This window comes from Prosthecobacter algae (assembly GCF_039542385.1).
Taxonomy (GTDB): domain Bacteria; phylum Verrucomicrobiota; class Verrucomicrobiia; order Verrucomicrobiales; family Verrucomicrobiaceae; genus Prosthecobacter; species Prosthecobacter algae.
Window position 1 is genome coordinate 320,147 of sequence record NZ_BAABIA010000004.1, and the last position, 24,327, is coordinate 344,473.

Annotated in this window: 12 protein-coding genes; 5 read left to right on the forward strand and 7 right to left on the reverse strand. The window is 60.3% G+C overall.

Going from position 1 to position 24,327, the window contains the following annotated elements; translation table 11 throughout:
* The first annotated feature begins 4 nt into the window (after positions 1–4).
* A complete protein-coding gene (locus ABEB25_RS11265) occupies positions 5–877 on the forward strand; it encodes an alpha/beta hydrolase (RefSeq protein WP_345736506.1) in 873 nt (290 codons plus the stop codon).
* A 20-nt stretch (positions 878–897) separates the two neighbouring features.
* Here ABEB25_RS11265 and ABEB25_RS11270 read toward each other — a convergent pair whose 3' ends face one another.
* The 4 genes from ABEB25_RS11270 to ABEB25_RS11285 all read right to left on the reverse strand — a co-directional run bounded on the left by ABEB25_RS11270 (position 898) and on the right by ABEB25_RS11285 (position 16,324).
* A complete protein-coding gene (locus ABEB25_RS11270) occupies positions 898–9,741 on the reverse strand; it encodes a lectin-like domain-containing protein (RefSeq protein WP_345736507.1) in 8,844 nt (2,947 codons plus the stop codon).
* Entirely contained in the window at positions 9,738–11,414 is a 1,677-nt protein-coding gene (locus tag ABEB25_RS11275) for an MbnP family protein (protein WP_345736508.1), read from the reverse strand. Before ABEB25_RS11275 ends, ABEB25_RS11270 begins: the two co-directional genes overlap by 4 nt.
* A gap of 258 nt (positions 11,415–11,672) precedes the next feature.
* A complete protein-coding gene (locus tag ABEB25_RS11280; RefSeq protein ID WP_345736509.1) occupies positions 11,673–12,323 on the reverse strand; it encodes a helix-turn-helix transcriptional regulator in 651 nt (216 codons plus the stop codon).
* 65 nt (positions 12,324–12,388) lie between these two features.
* Positions 12,389–16,324, reverse strand: a complete 3,936-nt coding sequence (locus ABEB25_RS11285) for a beta strand repeat-containing protein (RefSeq protein WP_345736510.1) — start codon at positions 16,322–16,324, stop codon at positions 12,389–12,391.
* 166 nt (positions 16,325–16,490) lie between these two features.
* Here ABEB25_RS11285 and ABEB25_RS11290 point away from each other — a divergent pair, with 166 nt between their 5' ends.
* The 3 genes from ABEB25_RS11290 to ABEB25_RS11300 all read left to right on the forward strand — a co-directional run bounded on the left by ABEB25_RS11290 (position 16,491) and on the right by ABEB25_RS11300 (position 19,871).
* Entirely contained in the window at positions 16,491–17,654 is a 1,164-nt protein-coding gene (locus tag ABEB25_RS11290; RefSeq protein WP_345736511.1) for a KamA family radical SAM protein, read from the forward strand.
* A 115-nt stretch (positions 17,655–17,769) separates the two neighbouring features.
* Positions 17,770–18,642: an alpha/beta hydrolase gene (locus tag ABEB25_RS11295; RefSeq protein ID WP_345736512.1), complete on the forward strand. Its 873-nt coding sequence runs from the start codon at positions 17,770–17,772 to the stop codon at positions 18,640–18,642.
* Between the two features lie 482 nt (positions 18,643–19,124).
* Positions 19,125–19,871 (forward strand): LamG domain-containing protein, encoded by a 747-nt coding sequence (locus ABEB25_RS11300; RefSeq protein ID WP_345736513.1) that lies wholly within the window; start codon positions 19,125–19,127, stop codon positions 19,869–19,871.
* 74 nt (positions 19,872–19,945) lie between these two features.
* On the opposite strand, the gene ABEB25_RS11305 is transcribed toward ABEB25_RS11300, so the two are convergent.
* From ABEB25_RS11305 to ABEB25_RS11315, 3 genes are all read right to left on the reverse strand, one after another.
* Complete coding sequence (locus tag ABEB25_RS11305; RefSeq protein WP_345736514.1) at positions 19,946–21,226, reverse strand: TIGR03943 family putative permease subunit; 1,281 nt, start codon at positions 21,224–21,226, stop codon at positions 19,946–19,948.
* A gap of 27 nt (positions 21,227–21,253) precedes the next feature.
* Entirely contained in the window at positions 21,254–22,288 is a 1,035-nt protein-coding gene (locus ABEB25_RS11310; RefSeq protein ID WP_345736515.1) for a permease, read from the reverse strand.
* Between the two features lie 121 nt (positions 22,289–22,409).
* Complete coding sequence (locus ABEB25_RS11315) at positions 22,410–23,279, reverse strand: alpha/beta hydrolase (protein WP_345736516.1); 870 nt, start codon at positions 23,277–23,279, stop codon at positions 22,410–22,412.
* Positions 23,280–23,530: 251 nt separating this feature from the next.
* On the opposite strand from ABEB25_RS11315, the gene ABEB25_RS11320 reads away from it, so the two are divergent.
* On the forward strand, positions 23,531–24,298 hold the full coding sequence (locus ABEB25_RS11320) for a hypothetical protein (RefSeq protein WP_345736517.1): 768 nt from the start codon (positions 23,531–23,533) through the stop codon (positions 24,296–24,298).
* Positions 24,299–24,327 lie beyond the last annotated feature (29 nt).

Consider the following 24,327-nt stretch of genomic DNA (forward strand, 5'->3'; position numbering starts at 1 on the left):
CTGCATGTTCACCCGACTCTTCGTCCTCGCCTGCCTTTCTGTTTCAGTCACCCTCCAGGCGGCAGAGCCTGCGACCCATGTTTATAAAAAAGTGGGGGATCGCCCGTTGAAGCTGACTCTTGTCAATCCGCCGGGCTGGAAGGCTGAAGATAAGCGTCCGGCCATGGTCTTTTTCCATGGCGGTGGCTGGGTAGGCGGTGGCCCCACGCAATTCAGTCAACACAGCGATTATCTGGCGACTCGGGGCCTGGTCTGCATCCAGGTGGAGTATCGTTTGCTCAAAGGCACTGCTGCCGATACTCCGCCGCTGGTCTGTGTGCAGGATGCGAAGTCTGCCATGCGTTGGGTCCGTGGGCATGCGGCGGAGCTGGGGATTGATCCGCAGCGCATCGGCGCAGGCGGCGGTTCAGCGGGAGGTCACCTCGCAGCTTTTGTTGGCATGGTGAAGGGCCTGGATGATCCGCAGGATGACCTCGCGATATCGCCCAAGGCCAATGCGCTGGCGCTTTTCAATCCGGTCTTTGACAATGGTCCTGACCAGGGCTGGGGGACGGCCCGGATGAAAGACCGCTACAAGGAGTTTTCTCCCGCGCACAACATCACCTCCGACGATCCTCCTGCCATCATCTTTCTAGGCACCGAGGACAAGCTGATCCCGGTGGCCGTGGTCGCACGCTTCAAAGACGGCATGGTCAAGGCAGGCGTCCGCTGTGAAGCGCTGTTTTACGAAGGGCAGGGGCATGGTTTTTTCAATGCAGGCAAGGCTAACAACAAGTTCTTCCATGAGACTCTCGTCGCCACGGATCGCTTTCTGGCCTCCCTGGGCTGGATCCAGGGAGAGCCAACATTGAACACAGCGACACCGCCCAAGCCTTGAGGCTTAGACCTCTCCCGAATTCAAGGATTCACGAGCGGCATCTTCCATTCCGATTCACCTGACCGGGGCACGATCTTCAGGAAGAAGGAGCGATGGGCGGGCAGCAGCAGGCTGTTGCTGACGTCCGGGGCCGAGGCATCGCTTCGGGGCGTCCAGGCCCCCAGGGTATTGGCTTGGCGCAGCCAATAAACGGTGTAGGAGGCGGCCCCAGGCGAGTGGTCGCCTGCCCAGAGTTGCAACTGGTCGGACACGGAGCTGTTTTTGCCGGCCGTGAAGCCATGCGTAGCGGCGAACTGCAATTGCTGCGGGGTCGAGTCCACCGGCCAGGGTAGGGCCAGAAGATTGTGCGTTTGATCCAGGATCCGCACAAACGCGCCTGTGCGCACATGACCAGTCAGCGTGTAGGTGCTGGCCTGGGCGGCGATCTTGACCATCACCCCGGTGCCTGGAGGAATGATCAGGTCATCGGCAGAAGGCTGGCTGCTGTCGCCGGTCGGCCTCCATTCATGCCGGTTGGAGGAAAGCTCCAGCCAGTACTTTTTCCATTCCATTTGCTCAAAGGTCAGTACCTGGTCTGCTTGGATGGATCCATAGGCACCTTTCAGCAGCGTCTTGGGAAACACTTGGCCAAGGGTCACATGCGGCCGCACCACCACGCGGGCTCCCGCCAGGTCGGTGGGCAGACTTTTCAGGGTGGAATTGGCAGAGGTGAGGTCCAGGGAAAGGGTCTGCCCCGTGATGCTGAGGATGTCATAACGATGTCCCGCATGGGCGCCGTCGCGCACTTCCAGGTAGCACGGCGTATGGGCAGGATAGACGGGCAGGATCTGGCCCTGGACATTCAGCGAGCTGGCCGATGCAAGGTCCCCGACAAACCCGGCATACAGGGGGGCATTGACCCAGCTTACGCCGATGGTCTGGGAACCTGGGATCAGGTCCATCTGCTGCCAGCACTGCGGCGTGCTGGCTGCGGTGATGCCGCTGCTGTGGGTGACCCGCAGGCGGACCATGCCGCGCTGGGCAGACTGGCCTGTGACATGGCTGATGCCTGCCCAGGTGAGCTGCTCTTCATCGGTACCCAGATCAGTAGCGATCGGTGCCATCATCAGAGGCTGCCAGTCCCGCAAATTCGTGCTGCTCTCCAGCTTGAAGGTGACATCGGTCACAATGCGTGGGCGGATGAGGTGGGCATCCACACGTCCTTCAGGTGTGGTCGTCAGCCACCAGCCGGCATCGTATTGGTGATCGCTGTTAAAGGCGTATTCGATGAGGTCATTGACATCATCTCCATCGAAATCACGGTCCTTCGCATTCGAAGATCCTGGAGCGGAATCAGGTGTCCCGGGCGTGCTGCCACTGCCGCCTGCGACTGCCTGTGTGCCGACGATCTGGACCTGGTCAAATACCGCCGTGGAAAGTGCCGCCGGGCTGGATGAGGTGACCGCCAAGCCGACATGCAGGGTGGATGGCATCCCTTCCAGGGTCACCACGCTCACGGGTGTCCAGCTCGTCCCATTGGCCGAGGCATAGGCGGTGAAGGTATCGCCGAGCCGCGCCAGTCGCACCCAGTTGTTAGGCGCAGGATTCAGGGCCGGGCCGCCGGCATAACTCGCCGCCGCATTGACACCGGACCGCCAGACAAAACCAAAGCCGTTGCCAGCACCGGTCGGCGTGGTGAACATCAGGGCATGGCGGGAGCCTGGAGTTAGGGATTCGCGAAACATCACGCCCGCCTTGCCCCAGGGATTTTGATTGCTCTGGCTGGTCACACGGGCTCGAATTTCGCCATCTCCCACCAGCCGGACTGCCGCATACTGGAAGCCGTCCTGGGTGAAGAAGATGTCCTGGCCCGCCCCTTTCAGAGTGTAGGTGCCGGTGCTGGCCTCATAGTCGGTTGAGCCTGCAACTGCCACATTCCCGATGTCCTGGCCCTGGAGGCTGATGGTCGCCGGTGGGATGTAGCTAACAATGAGTGTGTTTGAGGTGCTGCTGGCGATTGCGCTGCTGTTTTGCGCGGCTCCCGCAGGCAGGGAGATGGTGACATTTCCCTCGGCGGTTGGAGTGATGGTCACACTGTATTGCGTGCCGCTGCCAATGAGGTTGGACGCCGTGCCATTGGTCACCACGAAGTCCGCTAAAGCCAGCCCGGTGACACTTTGCGTAAACTGTGCCTGCAGGGTAAAGGAACCTGTCTCGAGGGACGAGGGTGAAGTCAATGTCACCGCGGGTGCCACGGCGCTTTGCGAACCCACGATCTGTACATTGTCGAAAGTGGCGGTGCCGAGCTGGGTGCGTGCGCCGGAGGTGAGGGCCAGCCCCACATAAAGGGAGGATGGCAGCCCGCTCAAAGTGGTGGTGTTCACCTGCGTCCAGGCGGTGCCATTTGCCGAGGCGTAGGCCGTCAGCGTATTGCCCACCCGGACCAGCCTCACCCAGTTGTTGGGGGATGGGTTCAGGGCAGGGCCTGCGGCATAGCTGGTGGCCCCGTTGGCCGTCGGACGCCAGACGCTGCCAAAGCCATTTCCGGAGCCCGTGGGCGTGGTGAACATCATGACGTGCCGCGCGCCGCCTGTCAGGTTTTCACGGAACATGACACCTGCTTTGGCCCAGGCATTCAGGAGAGTTTGGCTGGTCACGCGGGCGCGGATTTCGCCATCGCCCGTGAGCTGTGTCAGGGCATATTGGAAGCCATCCTGAGCGAAGAAGATGTCTTCCCCGGCTGCCTGCAGGGTGTATTGGCCAGCATCGAAAGAGGTAGATCCCGTCACTTCCACTGAACCGACATCCTGCCCCTGAAGAGTCACGGCCACGGGTGGCGCGTAAGTGACGTTGAGGTTGTTGGAGGCGGTGTTGCCAATGGCTCCGGCATTGATCACCGTGGCCGCAGGCAGGCTCAGTGTCACGTTGCCCGGTGCTGTGGGGGTCACAGTCAGGCTGTAGCTTGCACCGCTGCCGGAAAGGTTGGAGACCGTCGCGAGACCCACCACAAAATCGGATAGGGCCAGCCCGGTGACCGGTTGGGTAAACTGCACCTGCACGGTGAATGGTCCTGTCTCCAAGGTGGATGCCGCACTCAGGGTGACGGCCGGTGCCTGCACGCTCTGGGCACCGGTGATTTGAACGCGGTCAAACACCGCTGAGGTCGTTTGATTGATTTGGCCGGAGGTGACGGCCAGACCGATAAAAACCTGGGAAGGCAGCCCCGTGAGAGTGGCGGTGCTTACCTGGGTCCAGGCAGTTCCGTCGGCTGAGGCGTAACCCGTCAGCACATTTCCCGCCCGCACGATGCGCACCCAGTTGTTAGGCACAGGATTCAGAGCAGGGCCTTGGGCATAGGCCGTCGCCGCATTCGCAGTGGTGCGTGCGACGAGGCCGAAGCCGTTGTTCGCCGCAGGAGGGGTGATAAACATCGTGGCATGGCGCGAGCCCGCCGTGAGATTTTCACGGATCATCACGCCCGCTTTCGCCCAGGCATTGGTATTGTCAAAGCTGCGCACCCGGGCGCGGATCTCGCCATCTCCGTCCAGCAGGACCTTGGTGAAATGAAAGCCGTCTTCATTGAAGAAGATGTCCTGGCCCGAGGCCGTCAGGGTGTAGGTGCCTGTCTCCGCATCCAGCGAGGTCGATCCGGCCAGTTGCAGGCTGCCGATGTCCTGGCCCACCAGCACGGGGGCAGGGGACTGGTAGCTGCGCGTCAGAGCTGTGGAACTCAGGTTTCCGAGGCCGCTGGAATCCTGCGCCACATTGGCCGCCAGACTCACGCTCACATCCGCCGTCGGTGTCAGCGTAAAGCTGTAGCTGCTGCCGCTGCCGGTCAGGGCCGTTGCGGTGGCACCTGTGCAGGTGATGTCCGTGAGGGTGAAGCCGGAAACCGCGTGGCTGAAGGTGGCCGTGACGGTGAAGGGTGCATTCACAGCCGGTGCTGCGGTGCTGCTGAGTGTGACGGTCACGGGCAGAGGGGCGGCTGCGGGAGCCTCATCGATCTGCAGCAGATAGGCCGTGAGTTTGGCTGCATCCGCATCACTCAGGGTGACTCCGCTGTGAGCACGGACGGCAGCCGTCAGTGTGCTGGCAGAGCCGTCATGCAGGTAGGGGCCTGTCGCCCACAGGCCGCGCAGTGTCGGGACATCAAAACCGGTGAGCGCACCGTTCAGGCGCTTGCCGCTGGCTGGCTTGATCGTTCCGACGTTGCTGAAAATGTTCAGGGCGCTGTTGGTGAATGCACTGCCGCTGTGGCAGCCTGCGCAGTTCATCTGGCGGAAGGTTTTTTCACCTTCCACTGCCTGGGCCGTGAGGCTGCCGTCGCTGTTGCGGTGCGGGCTGCGGGATTCGGCGGTCAGGGATTGGACATAGGCTGCGAGGGCATCCAGATCACTGCTGATACCTGCTTTGGCATCGCCTAACGGCTGATTGCGCGTGCCTGCGTGGAACTGCGCATCGCTCATCAAGCCGGTGCCTCCTGCCAGATTCCGGATCTGGCCTTCAAAGTCCTGCACCTCGTCGAAATTGCCAGACCAGTGCAGCGCACCCTGGCTGCCATGACCCTTCAGTGTGATGGTATTGCGCAGCCCTTCGCCAAAGCCTGTGAGGTCCCAGGTGCGGCCATCGTGACCTCCATCGTTGTGGCAGCCGGCGCAGGAAATGTATTCCTGCAGGGCCACCCGACTGTCGAGCGCATCATAGAAGAGCTGCTTGCCCGTCAGCACCTGAGGGGAAAGCCTTTCGGTATTGACGGTGCCCACGGTGACGGGTGCAGGCGGCAATTGCGCACTGCCGCCCAGAATGCCGCTGATGTCATGAATGGTGACACTGCGGTCCATGAAATTCTGCACATACAGGGTGCGGCCATCTGGCGAAACAGCCAGCCCCTGCGGCGCACGGCCAGTGCTGAATCGCATCAACTCCTGCTGGGACCAGGCATCCACAACTGCGACTGAGCGGCTGCTTTCCAGCGCCACAAAGAGGTAGCCTCCCCAGGGATCAAATGCCGCCGCGCTGGGCATGCCGGCATTGTCAAAGTCCACCCGCCCCGCATAGTCCTCGGCCTGTGCCGTCAGATTGACTCGGCTGGCGATCGCACGCAGCGTCTGGTCATGGTTCAGCCCCACGCCGTTGCGGAGAGTGCCGCGCCGGATGTTGTCCTGCTTGGAGGGGACCCAGCCGTAAAGGCCATCGGGGGAGAGGGCCATGGCCCCCAAATAGTTAGGCAGGCCGCGGGCCGATGTGGGGGTGTCTTCCGCCTCGCTGTGCTGCAAGATAATGGTTTTTTCGATGGCCAGGGTGGCGGCATTCAGCACCACCACTTCACCTCCTTTGCCCGCCGTGTCCGGGGTGGCGGTGTTCTCTCCGGGCAGCGGCGGTGTGATGAAACGGCTGGCATAAATGCGCCCGCCATTGGTACTGACTGAAAGGTGGCGCACATGCAGGCCCACCTCCTGCACGCTCACGGTGGCCGCCGTCTGCGGATTCAGTTTGAGCACCTGACCGGAGTTTTCCAGAGCCACAAAGGCGGCAGTGCCGTTCGGATCAAAAGCCAGGCCGAACGGGCGCGAGCCGCGTGGCAGGCTCACCGTGGAGGCGATGGCAAAGGTGCTGCTGTTGAGGATGGAGAGCGTGGCGCTCTCCGCATTCACCACCCAGGCGCGGCCATCGGGAGCTATGGCCACACTGCGCGGGGCGGTGCCCACGGTGGTTTCAGCCAGCTTGGTCCGTGTCACGGCATCCAGCACCGTCACGCTGTCGCTGTCAGGATTCACCACCCAAATGCGGTCGTTGCCAGCGGCACGGTCTTCAAAGGCAATGCTGGTGGAATTGGTGGGTTTTTTCGCCGTCAGCGGCGCGTGGATCACTTGGTTCACGGTGGTTGTGGCCACCACACCTGTGTCGTCCGTGGCTGTCAATGTCACCAGATAGCGGCCAGGTGCGGCGTATGGGTGCAGGGCCAGGGTCGCCGTGCTGTAGTCTGTCACCGGACTGCCGTCGCCAAAATCCCAGCGGTAGCGTGGATTGGCTCCACCATTGCTCTGGGCGATGAAATTGACGCTCACTCCTGTGATCACGGCGGTCGTGGTCAGCGGTTGCAGCACCAGGGTGCTATTCACCCCCCAGGAGAAGCTGGTGCTGGCCGGGGCGGTATTGCCATCGGTCACCGTCACTGTGGGCGTGTAGCTGCCTGCGGCGGTCGGGGTGCCGCTGATGATGCCTGTGGTTGGACTGATGGTTAGACCGGGGGGCAAACCTGTGGCGCTGAAAGTGAGCACATCCTGGTTGATGTCCGTGGCCATGACGGGCCGAGTCACCGCGATGCTCATCACCCCGCTCTGCGGGCCGGGACTGGTGATGACGGGGGCTGTAGGCAGGGCAAAGGCATTGCTGAAAAAGCTCCAGGCCAGCACCTCATGAGTATTGGTGCTGCCTCCCGTGGCGCCGGTGAAACCGACCCAAGCGCTGGCTCCCAGCAGAGAGGTCAGATCCAGCCCGGTGGTGGTCATCACCGGGGTTGCCGGGCGTGTGGTGACGACTCCCTGGGCCAGGTAAACACGCAGCGTATTGGTGGTGCCGTCATACTCTGCCCACAGGGTGTGGCTGGCTCCGTTTTCCAGATCAAAAGGGGCCGTGTAGGTGGTGAGGTGTGGGGAGACGATGCCATTGGTCAGCACGCCAATGTGGTTGGCGTTGGGGTCGGAGCCGCCCGCGTACGTGTCCAGCTCGATGGCCAGGCTTTCGATCAGGCCTTCGTAGCCCAGGCCACCGCCCGCGCTTCCGGTGGTCTCGAGCCGATCATTTTGAAGCACAAAGGTCATGCCGTCAGCTCCATCGCCTGCGCCGTTCATCCGGAAAACAAAACGGGTGTTGAACGAGGTGCCGCCAGATACCGGCACCGGTGTTTTCAAAAAGGCCGCCCCTGCTAGGTTGGCTCCATTGGGGGTTAATTGCAGGATGCCTCCATTGATGCTGGCACTGCCATTGAGCTGCAGGCTGCTGTTGCTGCCACTGAAGGTGGCAAAGTCATGGCTCACATTGGCCGGAGTGATTGTCCAGGTGAACTCGGCGCTGGCACTGGTGATGCCGTCCGTCACGGTCACCCGTGAGGTGTAGGTCCCCGTGGTCGAAGGCGTGCCGCTGATGATGCCCGTGCTGCTTTGGATGACCATGCCAGGGGGCAGGGAACTGGCGCTGAAGCTCAGGGTGCCATTGCCTGGGGCCATGCCATAGAGGGCGAGGACGGTGGCGGCATTCATCGCGCTGAATTGACTGCCGGGATTGCTGATGGAAACCGCCGTCGCAGGATCCACCTGGATCACTTTGGACTCTGAGTAAGCACCGTCTGCGCCAATGCCGAAGAGCATCCAGTAGCCTGGGGTCATCACGTTCAGGTTGGCATGGGAGGTGACGGAATAGAGGCCGGGAGAAGTCTCGGTGAAGGGCAGGCTCAAGTAGCGCAGATCGGTGTTCATCGAGTGCGTCTGCGAGGACATTTTGATGAAGCTGAACTTGGTGATTCCTGGTGTGGCCTGCACTGTGAAGGTCATGCCTGTGCCCACATATGAAGGAGCCTGCTGGATCACGGGCCGCACGGCGGCGCTGCCATCGGCCTTGAACAGCATCGGGGGCGTGTAGAGCTGGGCGTCACGATGGTCGGCACTGTTGCCGGAGAGGCCGCCGCCGCCGGACCACACGCGGCCGTCTGGCAGCAGCAAGGCCAGGGAATGATAGTTGCGCGGGACGCTCATGTCCGTCACCTCCCGCCACTGACCCGTGGTGGGATTCCAGATTTCGGGGGACAGGATGCTGCCCGTGTCATTGAACTTCAGGCCGGAGGAGTTTCCGCCCATCACCATCACCTCGCCATTGGGCAGGATGACGGAGTTGGCAAACTGGCGCACATACTTCATCGGGGAAGTCGCTGCGACCACCGGCGTGCCGCTGCGGATGTCGATGGTGAAGGCTAGGTTGGTGCTTGTCCCGGTGGAGCTGTCGCTGGGGTTGGAATTGGTGTTGAGCGAGCCGCCGGCCACCAGGATTCGCCCCTCACCATACATGGCAAAGCAGCCCTCCTTTGGGAAATGGGTGCCGGGAACATTGACACCACTGTAGGTTAGGCTGCCAGTTCCGGCGGTGGTCACCCAGTTCATCTGGCGTGTGGGGCCGCCATGGAAAAGACGGCCGTCCGGGGCCACGACCATCAGCGGGTGCCAGCGTGTCACATAGCCTGGCTGGCTGACCACGGTGGCCCAGTTGATACCGCTCAGCCGTGTCCAGTTGTTGGCGGCGGTCCAGCGTTCTGCCGTATTGGTGCCACCATCGCCCGTGACGGTGAAGATGCTGCCATCGGTGAGCGCCACACTGGTGTTGTACCAGCGGCCATCGTTCATGTTGGGCATCACCGCCCACTGGCTGGTGCGCCAGTCAAAGACGCTCGTCAGCCGCGTGGTGTTGCGCCCGCCATTGACCACCAGCCGTCCGTCCGGCAGCAGCACGGTGCCCCCGCAGAACATGTCGTGACGGTTGTTGTTGATCTCGGTGAACACCCCTGTCGCCGGATTCCACACCGCCGCATAGGTAAACTCAGCCCCCACCGGAAAGGTGGTGCGTTGGTTGGAGGAAAAGGTCAGCAGCCGTCCGTCCGGCAGCGTTGCCGCTGTGACCGGGATATGGGGTGTCCAGTTGATGACAGGCGACCACACGCCCACCTGGTTCCGCTGGGCCGGTGTCGGGGCAGGGCCTGTCTGCACGATGAATGAGGGGGCCAGCATCTGCGCCTCGGCGGAAAGCAGGTCTGACAGGGCATGATCATCTGCGGCAAAGGCTGGGTATCCAAGAGCCAGCAGCAGAAGGATGATAGAACGGAAAAAAATCATCATGGTCGGCGGGCGATCTTGGCTTTGGCGGGTTCGGCGATGAACTCCTCATCGGTGAGTGTTTTGAGGAAGGCCACCAGGGCCCTCTTCTCTTCGGCTGTCAGTTGCAGGCCGGTGTCGGGATGCTTGGCCAGGTTGGGGTCCAGGGTTTCGCTGCGCTTTACGCCGCTGCTGTAATGCTCCACGACTTCTTCCAGGGTGGCAAAACGGCCGTCGTGCATGTAGGGGGCCGTGACCGCGATGTTGCGCAGGCTCGGTGTTTTGAACTTGCCTCGGTCCGCCGGATTTCCGGTCACCTTCATCCGACCCAGATCGGTAGGGACGAGGTCGAGACCGTTGTTCTTGAACTGATGATCGGTGAAAAGGGTGCCGCCATGGCAGTGAAAACAATCTGCACCGCGCAGGCCGCGTGCAGGGTCGAACTCTGTCACGAAGAGCTGCAGGCCGCGTTTTTCCTCCTCTGTCATCTGCGCCACCTTGCGCACCGTGCGGTCAAAACGGGATTCCTGGGAGACCAGGGTTAACAAATATTGCTCCAACGCTTTGGCAATGCGCTCCGGGGTGATTTCGGTGCTACCAAAGGCGGCGGCAAAGTCCTCTTTCGCATCCGCGATCTTGAGCACCACACGTTCCAGCGTCTCATTCATTTCATGCGGATCCTGGATGGGGGCCAGCACCTGCTCCCGAAGACTCTTGGCCCGGCCGTCCCAAAAGAAGGACTGCTCCCAGGCCAGATTGAAAAGTGGCATCGCATGGCGTGTGCCTATTTGACCTTCCGCCCCGGTGCTGAACTGGCGAGGATCGCTGAAGGCAGCTCCTCGGCTGTGGCAGCTCGCGCAGGACTGGCTGCTGTTGATGGACAGGCGGCGGTCATGGAACAGTTTTTCGCCCAGGGCCACTCCCTGGAGAGTTAGCGGATTGTCCGCTGGCAGCTTCACCTGGGGAAAGCGGCGGGTCACCGCCAGTGGGTAGCCTTCACTCGTGGGGGCCAGGGAGGCTTTGTCAGTCCTGCTTTTGGTGACGGTCTGATAGAGGTCATAACGCACCGATTGGAGATGGAAGGCGCGGGCAAGATTGCTCCTCAGCCGCGGCAGCAGGGGATCTCCCTCCCGGGAATGGGTGGAGCTGCCATCCTTGCTGAAATCAATGCCCTTCAGAATTTGAGCCACATCCAGCGTCAGTTGCAGGGTCACGGGACCGCCTCCCTGGAACTCCACGGGGATCTCCACTTTCACTGAGTTGGCAGCCTTGGCCAGATGATAGGAAAAGCCCCCGAGTTCGCCGTCTTCTCTCAGCCAACGACCTTCCAGGGCCATGCAGATATAGCCGCCCTGCCAGCCCCAGTGCAGCCCGCAGACATCTGGATTCAAGGGGTGGTCGGCAGGCAGCAGATGGGGATCTGCCAGATCTTGCGCCTCGGGCACACCCACCTCAAAACGGATGGCCTTAAACTGCCCCGCAGGCAGCCCCTCTGTCTTGGCTTTGAGACGTCCTTTATCCAGGCTGTAAAAGGCAAACCAGTCTGCCGATTCCAGCCAACTGCCGTCTGCACGCTGGAGGGCCAGACGGGAAAGGAGGAAATCGAGCCTCTGCACGGTCGGGGTGGTCTGCTTTTGAGCTGGGGCAGCTTTCAACCCTTGGTCATTCCACTGGGGTTGAATTTCCAGTTCCAGCATCTGGGCCTGAACTGCGCCTACAACGAAGCAAGCGACCCAACCTAAGCTGTGCTTAACTTTCGAAATTGCGGACGTAATCAACATTGATTCTCGTTTTTGAAAAACGAGGGGAAAGTGGCCACTTTTTTACCAGTTTCTATCTGGAAAATGTAAAATTGATGCAAAACGCGCCCTTTTTCTGCCTCTTTGGCAGGCGTTTTGCCTAGATTGACCGTAATGAACCGCTCTCACAGCGGTCATTCTGCCTCCATCCGCTTCTTAGACCGAAGCGCGGCCCAGGGTGAAAGTCACCCGCCGGAGTCCGGATTTCTCCACCACCTGACGCTCCACCGGGCAGCCCAGCAGTCGCTCGATCATCTCACACTCGATCTCTTCGATCAGCGGATACTGCTTCAACAGTTCCCCATAGGGGCAATGGTAATCCACCATGCGCAGCCCGCCATTGCCGCTCATTTCCACCACGGACATGCACCCATCGGCACTGCGCAGCCGGGCCAGAACGAGTACCCGGTTTTCGAGTTCGGCTTCCACAGACACCTTCCGGGCATAGCGTTCTGCTTTGGAACCAAAAAAGGCATACAAAAGCTTTTCAGGTGCCGTGGCACCAAACAAACGCTCTGCCTGATTCAGCAGTTCGATGAACTGTTCGGCATTGGTGGAGGGGAAAAGTGGGTCCAGCCTGGCGGTCAGCCGATAGATCTTTTCCGGCCGACCATGGGGCACCGGGTGCCGCCATGTGTCCAGATAACCTTTGTCCGCCAGGGCATCGCAGTGTTGCTTCACTCCCATGTAGCTCATTTTCATGAGGGCGCACAGCTCCTTCACCGTCATGCCGGAGGACTGCTTCAAATGCAGAATGATGTCCACCGCCGGGGTGTGCAGGATGTCACGCAGGATGGGAAATATCATAACCGCCGGATGCGCAGCAGATTAGCGGGTTTGAAACCTTTTGCCAACCTGCCAGTGACATCATTTCACGGGCGGCGACGGAGCAGGCCCAGAGCACCCAGCCCAAGAAGCACCAGCATGGCCCTGCCGGGTTCGGGAATCACGACGATGATGCCATGGCTGGCGAATAAGCTGGTATCCCAGCTCAGGCCACTCCCCGAGATGTCCGGGAGGTCGAGGTCAAAGCCGTTGTCTTCCGCCCCCGTGCGGTAGGCGCTGCCGAGGTTGTCGGAGAAGGAGTTTCCGGTCGCTGCTCCCCAGTCCAGCAGGTTAAAAATCTGGCCTTCAGCCGGGACAAAACTCACTGGTAGGACCTGGATTTTGGCCCCTGTCGCCTGATTGATGCTGCCTGCGATGCTTAGCTGGTCGTGGTTGCCCTGTCCGGCGGCATTGGCCAGGACATAGCTCATGTAGCCTGGGCTGCCCACGGCATTGCCTCCGAAAAAGTCCGTGCTGGTGAAGGTGGCTCCGCTGATTTGCAGGGTGGTCATGGCCCCGGCCTGTAGGGTGAGGCCCTGCGCCAGGTTCAGCCTGCCCAGCCCACCGGCTGTCGCGGGATCACCGGGGCTCAGACTGCCACCGTTGCCGATGGTGGTGGCTCCCCCCAGCGTGCCGGTGCCGCCCAGCACCCCGGCACTGACCGTGATGGCTCCCGTGGCCGCGCTTTGGTTGCCATTGATCAGCAGGGTGGTGCTGCCTGTGAGGGACGTGGGTCCGGTGTAGGTATTGTCACCGCTCAGGATGACAAAGCCGCTGCTGGTGCCATTCACCGTCAATCCATATCCCAGGCCGCCATCGTCTATCACACCCGTGAAGGACGTGTTGGTGGCGGATTGGTGCGTCAGTGTTCGGGTGCCGGAAGTCAGGGTCACATCCCCAGCGAAAGTGAGCGTGCGGTTCACGGATCCATTGATGATGGTGGTATCGGCCTGGAAGCGCACATCATTGTGCAGCAGCACATCACCTCCGCTGCTGGCCCGCATGGCTGCACCGCCAAGAATCAGAGTGCCTGTGCCAAAAGGACCACTGGTGGCTGCCCCCGGTGTTCCCTGAGAGCTCACTTGCGGGATGACAGTGCCCACATACAGGCCGGTGTTGCCGCTGTAAAGATTCTGCTGGTTGATCACCAAGGTGCCCGTGCCGTAGTAGGAGACACCAGCCGTGCCCGTGATTAGCGAGGTGATGAAGGTGTTGCCTGCGGAATTGATCGTCACGATGCCTTCGCGGTTGCCGAAGGCGAGGGTGCCTCCGTTGATCGCTAGCCCCGTGCCGCCGGAGAAGAGAATCGCCCCGCTGGCCACGGTGAGAGTGCGGCCCGAGCTGATGGTGACGGTCGTCGTGGCGCCGTTGACGATCAGGGAATTGATGGACGTGCTGGTGCCAAGTGAGGTGTTGGCCGTGATGTAGGTGTTGTGACCAGCGGTGAAGGCGTTGCTGGTAAACTCATCCGTCAGGTTCAGCGGGCGCAATCCGGTGCTGGGATCATAGGTCACAAAGGTGTTGATCACACCGGTCGCCGTGCCTGTGCCGCCCGTGCCGATGGCGGCTTCGCCCAACAGGTAGGGCACGATCTGAGTGTCTTTGGCCGCTGCATTGATGCCCGTATTCAGGGCGGCAGTGGTTCCCACCAGGGCTGGGGCATTGGTCAGCAGGATGCGGGCGATGCTGGCGGTGCCGCTGTTCATGCCGAGGTTGGTACCATTGACGAGCAGTGTACCGCCATTCGCGGCACGGGTGAACTGGTTGGCCGTCAGCGTGGCGCTCTGGCTGCCGCCAAAACTGACCGTTAGGGTGGAGCGACGCGGTTCGAGAACCAAGTTGCCCACCGTTTCAGTGGATGCGGCGAGCTCGGATCCCCGATAGACAAAGTTGCCCCCACGGAAGCTGAGGCTGGCATTGTCTGCCAGACGGTTGCCGCTGTTGTTGTTGGCCCCCACATTGTCCAGTGCGAGGGTGCCGCCATTGAGAATGAGGTTCGTCGAGGCCAGGGCCCCGCTCGCTCCAAAGGTAGAAACCGCTCCGCCGATCTGCAAGGTGCCTGCATTCACCGTGGTGCTGCCGGTGTAAGTCTGGGCGGCGATGAATGTCTGGGTACTGTTGCCATTCTTCACCAGAGAAAGCCCGCCGCTGCCATCGCGCAGCCGCCCTGCAAACAGGGAAGTGCCGGTGCTGTCCGAAACAGTCAAGGTCGCGGGCGCTGTCCCGTTGTTTTCCACAAATAGGACGGCTCCACTCAGGTGGTTGCCCGCAGTGTCCAGCCCGCGCAGGGTCAATGCATGACCGTTGAGATCCAGTGCCATGCTGACGGTGGCCTGTGTTGCGATGACGGAAAGCCGGCTGCTGGCACTGATGGCATTGTCCACCCCCATCACCAGCCGTGCACCAGCGCCGCTATTGGCAAAAAGCTGCGTGTCGCCTGTGTAAGTATTGACGTTGTTCAGCACGGTGGTGCCATTGTTGGCCCGGCTGTAAAGGATATTGGTGGTAGCACCGCCGCTGATGATGCCAGATACGATCAGCGTGCCTCCCGCGCCGCCCCCGAGGCGCGCTTCAGCACCACTCGCTACGATGTTTCCTGCCCATTCAGCCGTGGCACCGGTGGCGGTTTGCAGGGCTCCGTTGTTGTTGCCACCGGTGCCCGTGATTGAGATGGTTTCCCCGGTCACGACAATGCCATTCGCCAGAGTCACACGCGCGCCTGACCCCACCGTGGTGCCACCTGCCGTGCTGCCCAGAGCGGTGTTGCTGGCCACCACGAGTTCATTGTTGGCGATAGCTGAAAGGATCGTGCTGCCCGTGTAAGTGTTGTTGCCGGAGAGGGTGAGGCCGCCTGTGCCTGACTTGGTGAGGCCAAGTACACCTGTGCCATCCTGAAGGATGCCGCTGAAGGTAGTGATAGCGCTTTGATTCACCGTCAGCCGGGCCTCGGTGCTGCTGCTGTTGGTGATGAAGCTGCCGCCTGTCCCAGCGGCGGCGCCGGAGCGTGTCAACCCGCCCAAGGTCTGATTGAAGCCATTGAGATCGAACACGGAGTCTTCGATCGCGGAGGTGGAGTCCAGGTCCAGGGTGGTGCCCGTCGGTAGTGCATCCGTGGCCCCCAGTTGCAAGCGCCCGCGGAAGACGGTGGTGCTGCCGTTGTAGGTGTTGCCCGTGCCAGAGATCCGCACCGTGCCCAGGCCTGCGGCGGAGGTGGTGGCCGAGATGACGAGGTTCCCCGTGTTGCCGTTTTGGATGGGGCCGCTAATGTTCAGAACCCCGCCTCCCAGGCTGCCCAGTCGCCCACCTCCCTGTAGGTTCACCGTTCCTGCCCAGGTGGCCGTGGCGTTTTCCGCCGTGCGCAGGCCGCCGAAGAAGTCCGTGCCTCCGCCTGCCAAGTTCAGCGTCTCTCCCGTGATGGTCACCCCGTTTTGCAGTTCCAGTTGCCCGTTAGCCGCGATGGTGGTGGTGCCCGTGCTGTCTCCCAGGGCTCCATTGTTAGCCAGGCTCAGCCGTCCGGCATTGATCAGGACATTTCCGGAAAACAGGTTTGCCCCCGAAAGCACCAGTGTCCCGGTGCCTTCCTTGGTGATGGCCCCTGCGTTAATCGCCTCGCTGATGGTCGCCGTCACGCCCGCAGCCGTCGTGATCACGCTGCTGCTGGTGAGGTAGAAAAGGCTGTCGCTATTGGCATCGGCGATGATGTAGCCGTTGCTGTTGAAGGTCAGGTTGCCCACGGTCAGGTCGCTGGCGATCTCCACGATTTCTCCGGTGCCGCCGAAAATGGCATTGTTCCCGTTGGTCCAGGGCAGGGCTGCATCCCAGTTAGGGGCCGTTAGGCTCCAGTCATTGTTCAAATTGGCCGGAATCCAGTTCTGGTCGGCAGCCTTCACAGGGGCAGGCCATGGCAGCAGTGTCGCAAAGGCAATCACAGCCGGGCCAAACGTCTGGGAAATCAAGCTGACCAGTGAAGGACTCTTTTTCATGGGGGACCAAAAGGATAGAGCCCTGCGAATCCAGAGCCAAGAAGAATTCAGGCCGCCTGGGAGGAATAAAGATTCTGCCCAAACGTCCATTCTTCCCGATCTTTTTCAGCAACAAGTTTGACACGCCGAAATCTAGAGGCGTAACCTCTTACCAATCATCACTTCAATGCGCACGCCGCCCCCCCTGCTCCCGGAGAAGGAATTCCGCTCTCACGCCCCCGGCTTTTGGAAGGAAAAAAAAATAGCCCCCCAGGACTGGAATTCATCCGCCTGGCAGCTCCGCAACCGGGTGACCACCCTCGCCGGACTGGAAGAGCACATCACCCTCACGGACGAGGAGCGCGCCGGCGTTCTCCTCAGTGGCAACAAGCTGGCCATGGCCATCACGCCACACTATTTTAATCTGATCGATCCGGATGACATCGAGGATCCCATCCGTCGTCAGGTCATTCCCCGGATTGAGGAAACCTGGGAAGATCCGGATGAAATGGCCGATCCCTGTGGGGAAGATAGCCACATGCCTGTCCCTGGGCTGGTGCATCGTTACCCAGACCGCGTCCTCTTCCTGGTGACGGACCGCTGCGCCAGCTACTGCCGCTACTGCACCCGCAGCCGTGTCGTCAGCGGTGTGGGCGAGCAGGAACTGCACACCGACTACGAAGCCGTCTTCCGTTACCTCGAAAAACACGACGAAGTCCGCGACGTGCTGCTCAGCGGCGGTGACCCGCTGCTGTTCAGCGATGGGAAGCTGGAGGCCATCCTCAAGCGTCTCCGCTCCATTCCCCATATCGAGTTTCTGCGCATCGGCAGCCGCGTCCCCATCTTCCTGCCCCAGCGCATCACGCCGGAGCTCTGCCAGATGTTGCAAAAGTATCACCCCCTCTGGCTCAGCATCCATACTAACCATCCGCGCGAGCTCACCACCGAGGTGAAGACTGGCCTGGAAATGCTGGCCAACCACGGTGTGCCCCTCGGCAATCAGAGCGTTCTGCTGCGCGGCGTCAATGACGATGCCAATGTCATGAAGTCGCTCGTTCACAAGCTGCTCATGTGCCGTGTGCGTCCGTATTACCTTTATCAGTGCGACCTCATTCAGGGCAGCTCCCACCTCCGTGCCAGCGTCAATACCGGCGTGGAAATCATCGAGCAGCTTCGCGGCCACACCACCGGGTACGGCGTGCCGCAGTTCGTCATTGATGCCCCCGGCGGCGGTGGCAAGGTGCCCGTGAACCCCGACTACGTCCTTCTTCGGGATGAGCAGCGCACGCTCATCCGCAACTTTGAAGGTCGCACGTTTGAGTATCCGGAGCCGGCCATGGTCCGGGCCTGACCCATCCCAAAAGTATCCTCGGAACCCGTTCATGCCCGCCAGAGGTTACTCACCTCTTCGCGGGCATTTTTCTCTCGCAAGCTGCGGCCCATCCTTGCGTTTACTCGGTCCTGTCATGACCCGCCTCTTTCTTTTGCTGACCCTTGTTGCCCTGGCTTTGCCATCGCTGAATGCGCAGACCAAAAAGCCGGACCCTGTGGATGAGCTGGCGGCCAAACTTGCCCCGTCCCGGACGGTCGTTTACAAGAAAGTCGGCGACCGCGAGCTTGCCTTGCACGTCTTTGAGCCAGAGGGCCACAAGGCCACCGATACGCGGCCCTGTTTTGTCAGCATTCATGGCGGTGGCTGGACCGGTGGCAACCCGCAGCGCATGTACCCCTTTGCCGCGCATTACATGAAGCAGGGGCTGGTGGGCATCAGCGTGCAGTACCGCCTGCATCAGGCCAAGGCCGGCCTGACGGTTTTTGACTGCGTCAAAGACGCGCGCAGTGCCATCCGCTACCTCCGTGCCCATGCCCAGGAGTTCGGCATTGATCCCCAGAAAATCATCGTCAGTGGTGGCTCCGCCGGTGGTCACCTGGCTGTAGCCACCGCCCTCTTTGACGGGGTGAATGAAGAGGGGGAAGACCTCTCCGTCTCGCCCCGGCCTAATGCGCTGGTGCTTCTGTTTCCCGTGATTGACTGCTCTAAGGAAGGTTATGGCCAGGCCAAAATCGGCGACCGCTGGCACGAAATCTCTCCCGTTCACCATGTGCGAGCCGGGGTGCCTCCCACCCTCACCTTCCATGGCACGGGCGATACGGTGACTCCCTTCGCCGGAGCCAAGGCTTTTCATGAATCCATGCAAAAGCTGGGCAACCGCAGCGAACTCGTCGTCAATGAAGGCGGCGTCCACGGCTACCTCATGCGCGACCGTACCCTGCTGGACGATACCCTGGCCCGCAGCGATGCCTTCCTCGCATCGCTGGGCCTGCTGCCGAAACCCTGAAGCTGGATAATCCTGACAGACGGCGGATTGTAGCCTAACAAACGATGGCGGTGCTGCTTGCGGGCAGGAGCTAATCGTTAAAAACGGAAATGGAAAAGTTGTCGGAGATCCAGGATATCTGCGCAATGGGCTGAGGGTGGGCAAAACGTTGACTTGGGCAGCTCACCCTGCGGGTGATATGGCATTGAGAGGAGCGTGGTCACTCTTGACCGCATCCTAAAACCATACGACGAAGTCGCCTAACTCACAAAGCGTCTTGAATGGAAGAAGATGTGTTGGTTCGTCACCTTCATTGAATAGTGTGACGGCTGCGCCGCATCTTGTTTCGATTTGCGGAGAAGAGTCTCCGCGCTCCCCTCGGGCGGCTGCACCGCAAGGAAAAAGATACTTCTCATTCCCGTTTTTAGGCTGAAAAGGGCTGCTCAGGGATCTGCGCATTCTTCGTCATATTTGGGCCGCTTCGGACGTTGGTCCTTTCGCCCATGACAAAACTGTTTTGCATCCTCGCGTTTTCGCTGACCACCCTCACGGCTTTGGCCTTGGAGGATCAACCCACCCTCATGACCACTCGTGGCAAGCTGCTGGTGGACCAGAACTTTTCGCAGCCGCTGAAACCCTTCGATGGCAAGTCGAACGGATTTGCCTCGGGCTTTTCCGGCTGGCGCTGGAATGCCGTGCCTCGCGGTGGCAAGTGGGCCGTGGAAAATGGCGTGTTCACGGGTCGCGAAACGGCGGAGGTGAAGCACCCGGCCACGGCCTCTTATGGCTTTCTTTACAAGAACGTCGTCATCCAATGTGAGGTGCGCATGAACAATGTGCCGCTGGCTGGCCGCAAGTATCGCAGCCTCAGCGTGCGCACCGTGGATGCCAAAGACTACGTCTGCAGCATTCACATGAATGAAGGCGGCTTTCGCATCACCAAGGATGACAACGACCATGCTGGCCCTGACAAATCCGTCCCGCTGGGTGCTGCCAAAGTGCCTCTCAAACTCGATGAATGGCACACGGTTGTCTTTGAGGTGCTGGGCAATGAAATGGTCGGCACGGTGGATGGCCAAAGTCTCACCGGCAGCCACGACTTGATTGACCGTGAAAAGCACAGTCTCATGTTTGTCATGGGTGTCGAGGGCAGTGTGCGCCATCTCAAGGTGTGGGAGGCTGCGCCCAACCCAGACTGGGCAAAAAACAAAACCAAGGTCCAGGCGGCTGCCGTTCCTGCCAAACCTTGATCACAAAAAAATCCCCGGTCATTGCAAAGAATGGCCGGGGATTTTTGTGGTTAGGAATCGTGCCCTGCAGGTGATCAGTAGATCATCGTGTTATCGGGGGCGGTGGTCTCTTCAATGCTCGTGGCTTTGATGACTGGGATGGTCTGGTCGCCATCCTTCTCATAGCTCATGATGCCGGAGATTTTCACCCAGGTCATTTCTTTGAAGTCGGGTGCCTTTTTGCCAAAGTCCACAGGCACCGAGTAGGGGCGGGCATCCGCCGCGCAGCACTGCACCAGCATGCGGAAGATGCGCAGGCGGTGGCCGTCGGCATTGTTCACCTTTTCAGGCAGCACCTGGGCGGTCGTCTCGATCGGCTGGCCCGTGATCACACGCTGCACTTCCAGGTCGCCGCCGGTGTAGTAGATCTCCGGCACCTGAAGGACAAATTCGCCTTTGCTGTTTTGCTCGATCTGCTGCTTGAGGTCTTCCAGGGTGAAGCTGCCATAGCTCTGGGCTTCCTTCGGTGGAGCTGAGGAGGCCTTAGCTACGGCTTCGGGATCATTAAATTTGTCAGGAGCGGGCAGGGGAGTGTCGGGCATCGGCACCGGCTTGGGGGCCGCACGGCTCGGTTTGGAGCCGTCCCCACGCAGGGTGAATTCATCAGCCCGTGCGGTAGAGTTGTAATTTTGGTTATACACCCCTTTATTCATCACCGCATTGGCACTGTAGCGGTCGGGTGATTTGATGGCCGCCCAGGTAATGGGGGCTGCCAGGATCAGGATGGCCACCAGCCTGCCAGTCCACCCGCTTTCTTCCAGGATGCCGTGGCCGTGATGGTCGTGCGGCGCGTGTACATGGTCGTGGCTATGATCATGGCCGCAGCCGGATTTGGCCGCATGACCGTGATCATGATCACCGCCATGGGCGTGTGCGTGGTCATGGCCGCAGCCTTCATGATGAGCCTGGTCATGTGCGTGATCGTGCCCACAGCCTTCATGATGCACGTGGCCATGGTCATGCCCGCAACCTTCATGATGCACATGCTCGTGTTTGTGGTCATGATCATGCCCGCAGCCGCTTTTGGCTTCTTTGGAGTGATCATGGCCGCAGTCCTTGTCGTGGTCGTGACCACAGCCGCCTGCCCCATGGTCGTGGCCTTCGCAGCCGGCGACTTCGGACCCCATGGTCAGCAGATTGAACAGGCCCATGATGGCCAGGCCGATGCCCGTGTACAAAACCATCGGACGGAAGATGCCGTCGCCCGGGAGGTACTCGTTCACACGGCCCGAGTAATGGAAATACAGCAGCACGGCGCTCCAGAGGAGCAGCAGAGCAATGCTGATGAGATGGGTGAAAGTGCGGGTTCCGCTCATGGGATGAGAATGGGCTGAAGGCTGAGATTACTTGGAAGGAAAAGCGGCAAACGGAGCGGTGATAAGCTCCCAGAATTTTTCAGGAAAGGCGCGGGGATCGGTGACGAAAAGCATCATCGGCCCGGAAAGCAGCGCGATGAGGATGAACGTGCCGAGCAGCATGGCGATGACCATGCGGCGTTTGAATACGGCAGCGTACATGAACATCAGCTTGATGTCCATCATTGGGCCAAAGACCAGGAAGGCCAGTTTGGCCGCCATGGAGAAGGACGCCATAGGCGCGGCGATGAAGGCATCCGACGTGCTGCATAGTGACAATACGAAGGCCAGCCCCATGATGGACGGAATGGCGGCCAGTTCATTGCCTGCCACGCTATCCAGCAGGCTCTGGTCCACCTGCGTATTGAAGACGGAGGTGATGATGACCCCGATGGTGAAGTACATCCCGGTATCCAGGAAGTCACCCATCGCGGTGCGGAAGGCGTGCACCAGACGGGCATTGAAGCTGGCCTTCGGCGCGTGCCCGTGGGCATTTTCTGCAGCGGAGTCCTCGATGTCCTGGGCGATGCTGGATTTCAGCACTTGGGCGGGTTTGAAGCGCAGGACGATGAGACCGATGGTGACGGCCACCAGGTAGCCCAGGGCCAGCCGTGAGATGGTCATGGTGGCATTGCCGATGGTGGCCCAGCCGGTCACTTTTTCGAATTCCTTGAAAGCCGTCAGCGTACTCACCGCCACGATGGGGTTCATGATCGGCGCGGACAGCATGTATGAGAGCGCACAGGAAAGCGGCAGCCCCTTTTTCACCAGCCGCCGAATCACCGGCACCACCGCGCATTCGCAGACGGGAAAGATCAGACCCAGAAAGCCTGCCATCAGGGTGGACAATACCTTGTTTTTGGGCAGTACCCGCTCCAGGAGCTTGGCGGGCAAAAAGGCATCAATCAGTCCTGAAAGCAGGGTGCCGATCATGATGTAGGGAGCACCTTCGAAAAGAATGCTCAGAAAGGCCATCAGGACATCTCCAAAGGGACTGGGTTCGGGCAAGGCAGCTAAAATCATGCAGTAGCTGCTTTAAACGTGCGTCGCTGCCCGGTTCAAGCGGTAAACCTTCACCCTGAACAATTCAGGCGCAGAAATTCGCCCTCGGCAGGTGACAGTCCTGGCAGAAAAGCTAGCCCGCTCAGTCCACTTTGCCCAGGCCCGCTTCTGGGTCGGGTTCCAGGAATCCGAGTTCCACAAAAAACTCGTCCATGGCCATGAGGGTGGCTTCATACATCTCAAAGGAGAGGTTGAAGTTAAAGAACCCGTGTCCCTGGCCTTCGAATTCGATGAGGCGGCAGAAGTTCTTTTTCTTGGAGGACTTTTTCGCGAACTCATAGGTCCCGGCAAAGGGGACCACACGGTCGGCCGTGCCATGCATGATCAGCATGGGGGGCAGACCGGGGCGGATGGCGCGGATGAGGTTGGCATCCTTGGCCACGCCTGCATCGGGGAAGCGGTCCAGGCCAAAGCCTTTTTTGGAAGTGTCCAGCACGGGATTGAACAGGGCCAGCGCATTCGGCGCGGGGCTGCTGTCCAGAATGTCCGAAGGATCATCAAAGCCGCTGAGCATCGCGGAGGAGGTGATGGCATGGGCACCGCCACTGCCGCCGATGCCGACGATCTTGCCCGGATTGATACCTAGCTCCACTGCATTGAGTCGGATCCAACGCATGGCAGACCGTGCATCCGCAATCGCTTCCAACGGACCGCCACGATTTCTGTGCGTGATGCGATAGTCAAAGGCCATCGTCATCATGCCGCGCGAGGCGAAGTAAACACAGTGCGGCGCAAACTGCGCGATCTGGCCATTGTCCCACCCGCTGCTAAAAAAGAAAGCCGCCACCGATTTTGGATAAGGCGGTGTCTTGTCTGCATTCGGTTCCCAGATGTACACAGGCAGGCTGATGTCGCCGACGGTCTTGTAGATCTCTTCGCGAGCAGATTTGAGGAGTTCCCGATTTCGGTCGAGTGGGAGTGTTCGTTGATGACCTTCGCCGGGTGATTCCATGATTGCGTGTGGCAGAAACGTGACTCTTGCAAAAATACTCGATCCGGCAACATCTTTTCCTAGCTTGGAGCCTCCATTCAGGATGTATTTGCGTGCCAAGCCTCCCTAAAATCTGCCACACTCCCCCCGTGAACACTTTTGTGCGTCTTCTCTGCCTTTTTTTAATCCTGATCTTCACGGGGCAGGCCGCTGCCCAAGATCCTGCTTTACGCTCCAAACTTGACCGTGCTTACCAGACCTGGCGTGCGGCCATGCTTGCGAAAGATGCACGCGCCTGGGCGGCATCCATCACCCGTTACCGTCAGGTGGTGACTCGGAATCTCATCGTCAGCCAGCGGCAGTCTTTTCCTGATGCGGTCTTTGCCGTGCCTCTGGATCCGCCTGACATTTCAAGCCTTCGCCTGCTGGAGGCAGATGCTGTGGGTGACACGGCGCACACGTTATACTTCGGCAAGGTGGACCTGGGGGGTGAGCCTGGGCAAATCCCTGAAAGCGTCCTCATGCTGAAGTTCTTCAATGAGAACGGCACCTGGCGTTTTGATAGCAGCAAAGTCCTCAAGCTGCTGGGCCAGGCCGATCTCATTGCTCAGTTGAAAGGCTCTGGGCCGATGGACTTTCTTAACTACCCGGAGTTCACGCCACCGGGCAAGGCACCTGCCGTTCCAGCTCTCTGTGAGGTGCCGGAAAATGTGGCGGGCTGCACGCTCCAGTCCTTTGGTTACGAGGCTCGCATGAGAATCAATGGTTTTGATTATCCCATCATGCAGGACCATGCCGAGAAGCTCTTCGTCATTGGCGGACTCAAAAATGGGGCCAATGATGTCTCACTCATTGTTAAGCCGACCGAGTTGCCCGAAAGCGAGACGCGGCTGCTGCAGCTCGACTTTTTTGTCCTCACGGGCAAGAGTGGCAAGCCGCCTGTCCGTGTCTTCCATTATGAGACCAAGGACGGGGCCGTCACCAGCCCCCTGAAGCTGCCCGTGGTCATCACTCCTGATGTCCTCGACAAAGGACGCTGAACTCAGAAGAGCGATAATACCATCATTGG

Coding starts and splice junctions, on each gene's coding strand:
- ABEB25_RS11300 (WP_345736513.1), top strand. CDS start 19,125: ATGACAAAACTGTTTTGCATCCTCGCGTTTTCGCTGACCACCCTCACG.
- ABEB25_RS11315 (WP_345736516.1), bottom strand. CDS start 23,279: ATGGAATCACCCGGCGAAGGTCATCAACGAACACTCCCACTCGACCGA.
- ABEB25_RS11320 (WP_345736517.1), top strand. CDS start 23,531: ATGCTTGCGAAAGATGCACGCGCCTGGGCGGCATCCATCACCCGTTAC.
- ABEB25_RS11285 (WP_345736510.1), bottom strand. CDS start 16,324: ATGAAAAAGAGTCCTTCACTGGTCAGCTTGATTTCCCAGACGTTTGGC.
- ABEB25_RS11310 (WP_345736515.1), bottom strand. CDS start 22,288: ATGATTTTAGCTGCCTTGCCCGAACCCAGTCCCTTTGGAGATGTCCTG.
- ABEB25_RS11295 (WP_345736512.1), top strand. CDS start 17,770: ATGACCCGCCTCTTTCTTTTGCTGACCCTTGTTGCCCTGGCTTTGCCA.
- ABEB25_RS11265 (WP_345736506.1), top strand. CDS start 5: ATGTTCACCCGACTCTTCGTCCTCGCCTGCCTTTCTGTTTCAGTCACC.
- ABEB25_RS11270 (WP_345736507.1), bottom strand. CDS start 9,741: ATGATGATTTTTTTCCGTTCTATCATCCTTCTGCTGCTGGCTCTTGGA.
- ABEB25_RS11275 (WP_345736508.1), bottom strand. CDS start 11,414: ATGCTGGAACTGGAAATTCAACCCCAGTGGAATGACCAAGGGTTGAAA.
- ABEB25_RS11290 (WP_345736511.1), top strand. CDS start 16,491: ATGCGCACGCCGCCCCCCCTGCTCCCGGAGAAGGAATTCCGCTCTCAC.
- ABEB25_RS11280 (WP_345736509.1), bottom strand. CDS start 12,323: ATGATATTTCCCATCCTGCGTGACATCCTGCACACCCCGGCGGTGGAC.
- ABEB25_RS11305 (WP_345736514.1), bottom strand. CDS start 21,226: ATGAGCGGAACCCGCACTTTCACCCATCTCATCAGCATTGCTCTGCTG.